The sequence below is a fragment of the Ruminococcus sp. zg-924 genome (assembly GCF_024433635.1).
GTDB lineage: Bacteria > Bacillota > Clostridia > Oscillospirales > Acutalibacteraceae > UBA7067.
This window is the reverse complement of the sequence record NZ_WNJZ01000028.1, coordinates 1-11,574: the sequence shown is the minus strand read 5'-3', so window position 1 is coordinate 11,574 and position 11,574 is coordinate 1. Positions and strand designations below refer to the sequence as shown.

Genomic DNA, 11,574 nt, shown 5'->3' with positions numbered 1-11,574 from the left:
ACAGTAGAAAATACAACAAATTTCCTATGCGTCCTCTTAATTGGAAATCTCCTGCTGATTATATTAACGCTTTTATTTCTAATGGCGAAGTTTTCTAATTTTGTAACACATCATTGACAAACCTACATTTTCGGAATTATTTTTAATCTCTGTGTAAGTTTATTTTGAAGGCTCAAATTTATAACCCAAACCCTTTACTGTTTTTATACAGTCTGTACCGAGCTTTTTTCGTATGCGCTTGATATACACCGTTAAGGTGTTGTCATTTACATAGTTACCTGCTATATCCCATATTTTTTCGAGAATTATATCACGGGTAACTACCTTGCCTGCGTTTTGTACAAGCATTGAAAAAATTTTAAACTCAAGCGCAGTCAGCTCCACCTGATCTCCGCAGCTATGCACGGTCTTTTTCTCAAGGTCAAGCACAATATCTCCTACTGTAATCGCATTGCTCCTGCTGCCGATAAGTCGCCTTACCCTTGCAAGAAGCTCACGCATTGAAAACGGCTTTGTTATGTAATCGTCAGCGCCAAGGTCAAAAGCCTTAACTATGCTGTCCTCATCATCAAGTGCTGTTAAGAAAACGGTGCGAACATCACTCAGCCGCTTAATCTCCCTGTAAAGCTCAAAACCGTTGCCGTCCGGCAGAGAAATATCAATTATTGCTAAGTCAAAGTCAAACGGCGAGGTTTCGAGCGCTTCTTCGTAGGTTTCGCACAGAGTAACGGCATAGCCGTTTTCCTCCAATGAATATACAAGACCCTTTGATATTGTTTTGTTGTCCTCGACAAATAGAATGTTCATATCCTTCTCCGTGTGCTGTGTTTATGTCAATACACAAATTATAGCATCGGCAATTTAATTGTCAACCCACTATTTAAATATTATCATTGCGTATTGTTTCAATTATGTTCTGCTTTTGCACCTTTATAATTGAAAATCGCATTATAAGCCATACTATTGCAAACACAAATACAACGCTAATTAATATTGCAAGCCAAGGTAAATCAAAGGCATATTTCCCGTTTGAATTAAACGCATAATATATCAGATATCCACCCAACACTCCAATAGGTATTCCTATAATAAGTGATTTTAGTCCGTAAAACAGGCTTTCAAGGCGCACCATTCGGTTGAACTCACGCTTTGTCATTCCTATTGACTTAAGCATAGCGAATTCCTTGCTTCTGAGACGCATATTGGTTGTGATAGTGTTAAAAATATTGGTTACACCTATAAGCGTTATTACTATGATAAAGCCGTATATAAAGATAGATATCGCAAGATATATCGAATTCAACGAGCGAGCTATTTTATCATAGTTATATACATATATGTTTGCATATCCCATACTTAGTATATTTTGCTCAAGCTCGTCGGCATTTTCGGCATGAATTTGCAGTGACAAATATAGTTCTTCGCTTGGAATATTATTTCTCATCCAATCTTGACGCACATACAGTGTACCGGGGGAAATATCATAGTCGGTTTCGATTGCTGTCTTATCAGAATCGGCTGCAATCTCTATACTGCCTATCTCCTTATAATCCGGGTCGCTTTTTTCGATAGTCGTCACAAAATCAAGCTTAGCTCCCTTTTCAATATTTAAATAATCGGCATATTGGGTTTTTCCGTCTTTATCCCTGTACTCAACTGTGTTATAAAGTATTCCCTTATCCTTGACTTCATCATAGCTTAAGCCAAGACTTTTGGTATACGCCTTAAATTCATCATCGGTAAGCCCGAATATATCACAGGAAAAGTATCCATTATAATACAAATCAGTATACTCCTCCGCCTCTTTGCTTAAGGACAAATTTGAAGTTGTAGCCTCAAGATGTGCCAGCATATCCATTCTTGATGACGTAACACCATCCATATTAGCTATTTTTTTCAGGTCGTTTTCGTAATCTTCAAAAACTACATCTCCTGAAGAATCGACAAAAAGGTTGTAGTCTATAGTTTGATAATGTTCCTCAACTTCCTTGTTGCCGTAATTAATGAAGGAGGATATAGAAATAAAAAGAGCAACACTGACAACAATAGAAATTACAGTTGTACGGTATTTCTTTTTACTGCGCTTCAAATTTTTGTATGCTACATCGCCGCCAATGCCGAAAAGCTTTTTTACAAACTTTGGAGAATGCAGGCTCCGCTTCTTTTTGCCGAGCGTTATATCGTTGCTGCTTCTGATAGCGTCAATGGGTGCAATTTTAGACGCACGTACAGCACTTGAGATTGTTGAAAAGAATATTGTTGCGGCCGACAAAACAACAGATAAAGTCAAGGCTAACGGCGGTACGGAGTAAACAAGAGTGATACCGTTAAGGCCGTCTTTGAGCAAAATATTTAATATTTGTAAAAGTAGAGCAACAACGCCAACACCAAGCAATAAACCAAGCGGTATACCGATTAATCCGAGTATAAACCCCTCAAACATTACATTTTTGCGAATTTGCTTTGACGTTGCACCGACCGAGGCAATCATACCGTATAGCTTTGTTTTTTCTGTAATTGATATTGCAAAGCTGTTGCGGATGACAAATACGCTTGTAATGATAACAATGGCAATGACGATAGAAGCGATCATATAAAGAGAATTCATTGTCTCATCACTCATACCGTAGCCCTTGTAGGCAAGCAAAGTGGTATGTATATCTATGGATTCATATTTAGCTGAAGGACACTCTCCATCTCCAGTAAAATAAAGATTCATTTCTTCTTCGTCAACACCTGAAATTTCAGAGGCTGCTGCAAAACAATTCTTCTCGCCGTCAGGGGTTAAATCAACATACATAACAGCATTATCAGACAGATTATTAATATCGGCGGCAGTAAATACAGAGATACAGGCGGAATTTTGGTCAAGCATAATTGCGTTAGTTGATTCATCAGATAAAATACCGACAATTTTATACTGCCTTTGCAGCTTAACGTCAATATCTTCTTTTTCTCTTTCTTCAGAATTGTCAATAAAGCCATAGCTCTGAATAGGGTTAATTATTTCACCGTTTTCCGATACACGGTTGCCTATATCAAGCGTAATGGTGTCCCCGATTTTCGGGCTTTCATTTGACCACTTGATGTAGTCACTTGGCACAACAAGCTCATTGCTGTTTTGCGGATATCTGCCCTCAGCAAGCGAGGTTTTTATATTTTGTCCGAATGCGTTTGAACTGATTGACATGATATACACATACGGTTTATGCTCAAGCTTAGGACTCGGCATTTTAGCACAGCCGATCGAATCGGTATAAAAAATTGAATTAACATTACGGTTTGCTTGGACGGACTCAATATTATCCTTTGTTACGTTACCGCGCAGACATAAATCATAATCGCCTCTTGCGTATATCTCTGCATTAATCACGCTTTGCTGACCGCTTGAAGCGATACCTGCCACAACCGTTATAAGCGCCGCTGACAGTATAATTCCTATAATTGTAACTATCGTTCGGCTTTTATTTAAGCGAAGATTTTTGAGGGTAAGCTTATTCAGAATTTTCATTCCTTACGCCTCCCCTACGATTTTACCGTCGCTGATTGTAATAACACGATCAGCCTGATTTGCCATTTCAAGGTCATGCGTTATCATTACAATCGTCTGACCATAATTTTTGTTTGTAAGCTTTAACATACTCATAATGTCCTCAGACGCTTTAGAATCGAGGTTGCCTGTCGGTTCATCAGCAAGCAAAATTGCCGGACGGTATATCAGCGCTCTTGCGATTGCAGTTCTTTGCTGCTGTCCGCCTGAAAGCTGATTCGGCAGGTTATTTCGTCTTTCTTTAAGCCCAAAGGACATTAGAATTTCATCAAGGCGGCTTTTATCGACAGAACTGCCGTCAAGGTCGCACGGGAGAGTTATATTTTCCTCAACAGTCAGAATCGGAATCAGATTATAAAACTGATAGACAATTCCTATCTGCCTGCGGCGAAAGATTGCCAGCTTATCGTTATTCATATGGTTAATCTCATTGCCGTCAATAAAAATTTTACCACTTGTCGGTCTGTCAACTCCGCCTATCAAATGCAGAAGCGTTGATTTGCCGCTTCCACTTGCGCCAACAATAGCGACAAACTCGCCCTGCTCAACAGTGAATGAAACGGCATCAACTGCATTCACCGCATTTGCACCTGCACCATAGGTTTTAGTCAGGTTTTCTACTCTAAGAATTTCCATAATAATACCTCCAATGAAATTGATTTGAACTAAAGCAAATGCTTTTTAGCACTCCCTTTCAACTACAATGTCATTATATAGGCGGAATGTGACTCTAAAGTGACATTTTGTAAGAAAAATCGAAAAGCTGATGATTTGTGATTACACACAGCTCATCAGCTTAACTTATTGTAACAGACTATAAATTTTTTAATTTCAGCATACGGTACTACCACAATTCTTTGCATATCAATCTAATCTCCCGTAACCCCTCCATTATGGATAGATTTAAAGGGATTGCGTGAATCGGCGTTAAAAGGTGCAAGCACATTTACAATCCAGTATGGATAGATTTAAAGATGATAAACCTTAAGCGACCGTCGCCAAGTACACAAATTTACAATCCAGTATGGATAGATTTAAAGTTGGGAGTGCGATATTGTGGAAGCTCTTATATCTGAATTTACAATCCAGTATGGATAGATTTAAAGTTTGTCAATAAAAGTATTATCGCAAATATTTGAGGATTTACAATCCAGTATGGATAGATTTAAAGATATTCTCGGCTTAGTGTATTATAAATATCTGATTCATTTACAATCCAGTATGGATAGATTTAAAGGCTTTCCTCATCCATCTGCTTTACACTCCTTTCTTATTTACAATCCAGTATGGATAGATTTAAAGTCGAACACCTCGCCGGCATCGGGAATTTTGCCGAATTTACAATCCAGTATGGATAGATTTAAAGTACTGTTTCGCAATCAACTTCCACTGTTTCATAAATATTTACAATCCAGTATGGATAGATTTAAAGTTCTTCAACCGCAAATTTTTCCGCAGGTCTTATATGGTTTACAATCCAGTATGGATAGATTTAAAGACAGAGGATACAGTGTCAAGAGCAAAAGTTGGGTAAAGTTTACAATCCAGTATGGATAGATTTAAAGGACAGGCGGCGGCATAGAACGCGACAAGCTGTCTATAGTTTACAATCCAGTATGGATAGATTTAAAGCAACATGATGCGGAAATTCGCACTTGAACGGATAATCTTTACAATCCAGTATGGATAGATTTAAAGTGAGAAGAATTCAAAAATAAAAAAGCTAAAAGAAAACTTTACAATCCAGTATGGATAGATTTAAAGGCGTTACTGGAATAACAACTCACAGCGGTGGTAAATATTTACAATCCAGTATGGATAGATTTAAAGTTCAGGATTATCGATTGACGACTCAACCTCTTTCTCATTTACAATCCAGTATGGATAGATTTAAAGTAACGGCACATGGATACGAGGTAAGCCATACGTCAATTTACAATCCAGTATGGATAGATTTAAAGCAAGGTAAAAAATGAGTGGTGGCTTGCCACACCATAATTTACAATCCAGTATGGATAGATTTAAAGCCGAGAAAACACGATGCGTATACCGTCAACACCAGTCTTTACAATCCAGTATGGATAGATTTAAAGTTGCGAAAGCTTTTAATAATTCTTCGGCTGACACCTCACTTTACAATCCAGTATGGATAGATTTAAAGGCTCTGAATTTGGTTTCTGCTTCTGATGACAAAGAACCTTTACAATCCAGTATGGATAGATTTAAAGTTGACAGATTTTCAAATTTTATCGTTTCGCTCGTTGCTTTACAATCCAGTATGGATAGATTTAAAGTTAATGTGCAAAGTATCGTCACGTTCATATCCAATCTTTACAATCCAGTATGGATAGATTTAAAGTTAAGTCTATTTTTCTTAGCGACGGTCACATTTTCTCTTTACAATCCAGTATGGATAGATTTAAAGTGACAACCTCCTATTTCCTGCTATATACCCTTTACATCTTTACAATCCAGTATGGATAGATTTAAAGAACGAGAGAGGGTTAGATAAAAAGTTAAAAATATTCTTTACAATCCAGTATGGATAGATTTAAAGTCTGTCTTTTTGCCGTCGATAATAAAACTCTGACGACTTTACAATCCAGTATGGATAGATTTAAAGTTTGGCTCTTCTGTAAGCATATTAAGAATTTCTGTCTTTACAATCCAGTATGGATAGATTTAAAGTACAGACTGAGATAGCGTGTTGTATCTTAAAACAACCTTTACAATCCAGTATGGATAGATTTAAAGCGTTGCCGACGGCGATATAGCGATTGTCAAATGCGTTATTTACAATCCAGTATGGATAGATTTAAAGGAGTTTGGGCGCTTAAACTGCTGTTTATTGTCTAAATTTACAATCCAGTATGGATAGATTTAAAGGTGATGGCTTACCGATTGTCGCATCGCCGCAAACCTATTTACAATCCAGTATGGATAGATTTAAAGAAGGTCAAGAAGTTCGTCCGCTGTTATCTTTCTCGATTTACAATCCAGTATGGATAGATTTAAAGGCACTTTGGGTTCCAGCGTATTTTACCGATATATACATTTACAATCCAGTATGGATAGATTTAAAGCCAACGGGCTATGGGGAACAGCTTTCGCTGTCGCATTTACAATCCAGTATGGATAGATTTAAAGGGTACTACCAATGATACTGAATATCTCCGTGATCGCAATTTACAATCCAGTATGGATAGATTTAAAGTTGGAGGTGCTTTTTGTTTATATCCGTCCATACTGAATTTACAATCCAGTATGGATAGATTTAAAGCCTATCACGAAATTTTGATTTTGCGTCAAAGTTTGAATTTACAATCCAGTATGGATAGATTTAAAGTCAACAATGGGGTTGACTAAATACTACCGTATAAAATTTACAATCCAGTATGGATAGATTTAAAGCAATACGCTTTAAATCATATAAGAGCTCATTCAATGATTTACAATCCAGTATGGATAGATTTAAAGGCTTCAAGAAATATCTGAATATTGCGATGTTGGTTATTTACAATCCAGTATGGATAGATTTAAAGAGGCAAGTATTACATAGAAACATATTGGTGGTACTCATTTACAATCCAGTATGGATAGATTTAAAGTTATATATTTTTTATCTTTAATCGTATATCCAAAAGATTTACAATCCAGTATGGATAGATTTAAAGGATGCAAAAACCCTTCCGCTATCGCCGAGCTGAGCAGATTTACAATCCAGTATGGATAGATTTAAAGCTGAGCTTGAGAGCGAGATAGACCAACTGTGGGCAGATTTACAATCCAGTATGGATAGATTTAAAGGGAGATAATTCTGCTCATCACACTTGTTTGGTTCCGAATTTACAATCCAGTATGGATAGATTTAAAGACTATTTATTTATTTTATAAGATGTTTATATCCGAAATTTACAATCCAGTATGGATAGATTTAAAGTTGTTGCAGAAGACACAGCAACATCAACAGTTAGCATTTACAATCCAGTATGGATAGATTTAAAAGTCAAAAAGCCGATTGGCAAAAACGACGTGAAATATATTTACAATCCAGTATGGATAGATTTAAAGAAATCGACTGAACTTCCAGAGCAACACAGCTGAGAAATTTACAATCCAGTATGGATAGATTTAAAGGCAAAAGGTGCTGACAGTATTAACAGAGGTATTAGGATTTACAATCCAGTATGGATAGATTTAAAGTAGGAGCTACTTCTTTTGAAATAACAAAGAAGCATATTTACAATCCAGTATGGATAGATTTAAAGCAGAACAAGGACGTGACTATAAATTCAATGTTGAATTTACAATCCAGTATGGATAGATTTAAAGGGGTTTTTAAAAGTGTTTTCTATCCAATGATTAGAAATTTACAATCCAGTATGGATAGATTTAAAGTATTTCCACTCTGTTCAGTAGTAAGCTCTTGAATTTCATTTACAATCCAGTATGGATAGATTTAAAGCTGCCGCACAAACACTTATTGCCGCAGGGCTTCCAAATTTACAATCCAGTATGGATAGATTTAAAGGCACTCAGCGTTTGACGGTTGAGTTTCCGCTGTGGATTTACAATCCAGTATGGATAGATTTAAAGGCAGCTCGGAATTGATTTAGGAGTTAAAATGCTGTTATTTACAATCCAGTATGGATAGATTTAAAGGGCTATTTCAGAGAGAATGACCTGCCTTTCAACAAATTTACAATCCAGTATGGATAGATTTAAAGTTGGAATTATTAACCTGCCGGAAAATATTCTCTGTGATTTACAATCCAGTATGGATAGATTTAAAGTTTTACAATATCGGAAACCTGGAGCGGCTTAATTAACTTTACAATCCAGTATGGATAGATTTAAAGACAGCAGACCGCATATATCGAATTCCGTTTACGTGGCTTTACAATCCAGTATGGATAGATTTAAAGCCGCACAACCTGTAAACCCGCCGATTGACGATATAACTTTACAATCCAGTATGGATAGATTTAAAGTGTCAGTTCCTGCGTCATCGAAATCAAGTCTTAAGTCTTTACAATCCAGTATGGATAGATTTAAAGCCTTTAATGACCTTGACAGCGCTCTTGCATATGAGCCTTTACAATCCAGTATGGATAGATTTAAAGACACCGAGCCAAAGCGTCACCGTATCCGCTCATATGCTTTACAATCCAGTATGGATAGATTTAAAGCGGCGGTGCTACAAGCGTCGGTATTTCTGGTGGTACTTTACAATCCAGTATGGATAGATTTAAAGTTTAAACACAGATGATATACCAGAGCTTCAGCAAGCTTTACAATCCAGTATGGATAGATTTAAAGGCTTGAGGATAGCAGGGCTTGTATGCCAATTCTTACCTTTACAATCCAGTATGGATAGATTTAAAGTGTGTCGGTGCAATGATCCGGCACGGGTACAATATCTTTACAATCCAGTATGGATAGATTTAAAGTAAGCGTTACAAAAAATCGACAGCTGCAGAACGTACTTTACAATCCAGTATGGATAGATTTAAAGGAAAACTACAATACATACTGCGTTGGAAAAGTTGTCTTTACAATCCAGTATGGATAGATTTAAAGCCAGTATGTTTCTATGTAATACCTGCCTTTATCGTCTTTACAATCCAGTATGGATAGATTTAAAGGAGGACAAGTTAAAGAAAAAATTGACGAAGATGATCTTTACAATCCAGTATGGATAGATTTAAAGGTTGTATTCGCCGGCCTTGATGGTCTGAAAATATACCTTTACAATCCAGTATGGATAGATTTAAAGTGCCTGCTGCAAGACCCTCGAAATCGTATTTCATTCTTTACAATCCAGTATGGATAGATTTAAAGGAGGAATTAAGCCCGTAGCGTGTCGGATAGTGAAAACTTTACAATCCAGTATGGATAGATTTAAAGCTGAATATAGATTACTGCAATAGAAGTATCAAAACTTTACAATCCAGTATGGATAGATTTAAAGGCTTATATTCCCGTTGCTGTACGTAAATTACAGTACTTTACAATCCAGTATGGATAGATTTAAAGAGGAAATGGCAAAACATCAGGGTGACCCTGCTCTTCTTTACAATCCAGTATGGATAGATTTAAAGTCAATTTACACACGTCCTTTATTGTGTAAAACTTCTTTACAATCCAGTATGGATAGATTTAAAGATAGTAAATAAGTTACCACACGGAGGTTTTTTAATACTTTACAATCCAGTATGGATAGATTTAAAGGGCATTGCCGAAAACCACAGCGTCGCCAAAGACCTCTTTACAATCCAGTATGGATAGATTTAAAGTCTTTCATTTTAATTACCTCTCTTATTTTTATTTTCCTTTACAATCCAGTATGGATAGATTTAAAGTTACATTTATGCGTTGTTTTATCAGCTGCATAACCTCTTTACAATCCAGTATGGATAGATTTAAAGTTTAATGTCTGTATGTCCGAGAAGTTTCTGAAGCACCTTTACAATCCAGTATGGATAGATTTAAAGCGTAAACTGACAATTTAATAATTCATAATTATATATCTTTACAATCCAGTATGGATAGATTTAAAGATTAAAGAGAGATTCTTTTTCAACGATTAAGTGTTCCTTTACAATCCAGTATGGATAGATTTAAAGATCTAACTGAAAAAGTAATATCAATATTAGACAGTGCTTTACAATCCAGTATGGATAGATTTAAAGAATGAGACGTCTGCACTCGCCTCTCAGAGCATTACCTTTACAATCCAGTATGGATAGATTTAAAGGAGCTGGACGAGTCCCTTGTAACCGATTGTGAATGTCTTTACAATCCAGTATGGATAGATTTAAAGACAATCCAATTGCTTCAAAGTTTTGCAATAGTTGCTTTACAATCCAGTATGGATAGATTTAAAGGAAAAACTGTTGACAAGGTGACAGCCGCCGATATTACTTTACAATCCAGTATGGATAGATTTAAAGTTGGTTAAATTTCTCAACTTTGAACCGCCATTCAACCTTTACAATCCAGTATGGATAGATTTAAAGGCAAAATTAGCTATTGAGCGAAAAACATACTATAACCTTTACAATCCAGTATGGATAGATTTAAAGCTGCATTATTACGGTGTCGGTCAGCAAAATAAAAAACTTTACAATCCAGTATGGATAGATTTAAAGGCAAGACGGCAATGCGTGGGTCGGCGACATTGCTACTTTACAATCCAGTATGGATAGATTTAAAGGTTGGGGCTGGGTGGAGCTTGCAAGATATACGAGAACTTTACAATCCAGTATGGATAGATTTAAAGTGACGAAATGAATTTCAGAAAAGGTGACAGAAGTGACTTTACAATCCAGTATGGATAGATTTAAAGCCGGCAAGATGACCGAGGGGCAGCAAAAAAAGGTTCTTTACAATCCAGTATGGATAGATTTAAAGTATGCCAGTCGATCAATGGAAAGCATTTCAAAGTAACTTTACAATCCAGTATGGATAGATTTAAAGTTGTGTTTGCAATGATAAGTTCCAGCTTGTCATCACTTTACAATCCAGTATGGATAGATTTAAAGTGATAAAGAAAACTGAGGTTTGTCGCTGTGAAGTCTTTACAATCCAGTATGGATAGATTTAAAGTAAATAGCACCTGTCAGTTCTGCGAAGGTGCTATCACTTTACAATCCAGTATGGATAGATTTAAAGGTGGCGGAAACGGTTGCCCCGGCATAAGCCAAGACCTTTACAATCCAGTATGGATAGATTTAAAGTCGCAATTTTCAAAAGGGCAGTCTTTGCATGGCATCTTTACAATCCAGTATGGATAGATTTAAAGCCGTAATGGCCAAAGAATAGATTTTATCAAGGTTATTCTACCATATTTTGTCAACCAATTCAATATTTTAGAAAATCATTTGTAAATCTACTTTGTAGGATTACAATTGATGTGTTACAAAAAGCAAAAAAAGTATAGCGAATAGAGAACCTCTGTGTTACAGTTAAGTTGCTAAACCAAAAAAGCAACAGGAGGAATCTATCCGCTATGAAAACTGTAA

General features: G+C 36.4%; 3 protein-coding genes and 1 CRISPR repeat array. All 3 genes read right to left on the bottom strand.

Annotated features, from left to right (window positions below; translation table 11 throughout):
* Nucleotides 1-159: 159 nt before the first annotated feature.
* The 3 genes from GMA13_RS10380 to GMA13_RS10370 all read right to left on the bottom strand — a co-directional run bounded on the left by GMA13_RS10380 (nt 160) and on the right by GMA13_RS10370 (nt 4,186).
* Entirely contained in the window at nt 160-807 is a 648-nt protein-coding gene (locus tag GMA13_RS10380) for a response regulator transcription factor (protein WP_255884498.1), read from the bottom strand.
* A gap of 73 nt (nt 808-880) precedes the next feature.
* Complete coding sequence (locus GMA13_RS10375) at nt 881-3,511, bottom strand: ABC transporter permease (RefSeq protein ID WP_255884497.1); 2,631 nt, start codon at nt 3,509-3,511, stop codon at nt 881-883.
* 3 nt (nt 3,512-3,514) lie between these two features.
* The gene (locus GMA13_RS10370) at nt 3,515-4,186 is read right to left on the bottom strand and encodes an ABC transporter ATP-binding protein (protein WP_255884496.1); all 672 of its coding nucleotides are present in this window, start codon (nt 4,184-4,186) and stop codon (nt 3,515-3,517) included.
* A gap of 244 nt (nt 4,187-4,430) precedes the next feature.
* Nucleotides 4,431-11,354: a CRISPR direct-repeat array (repeat unit 29 nt; unit sequence TTTACAATCCAGTATGGATAGATTTAAAG).
* Nucleotides 11,355-11,574 lie beyond the last annotated feature (220 nt).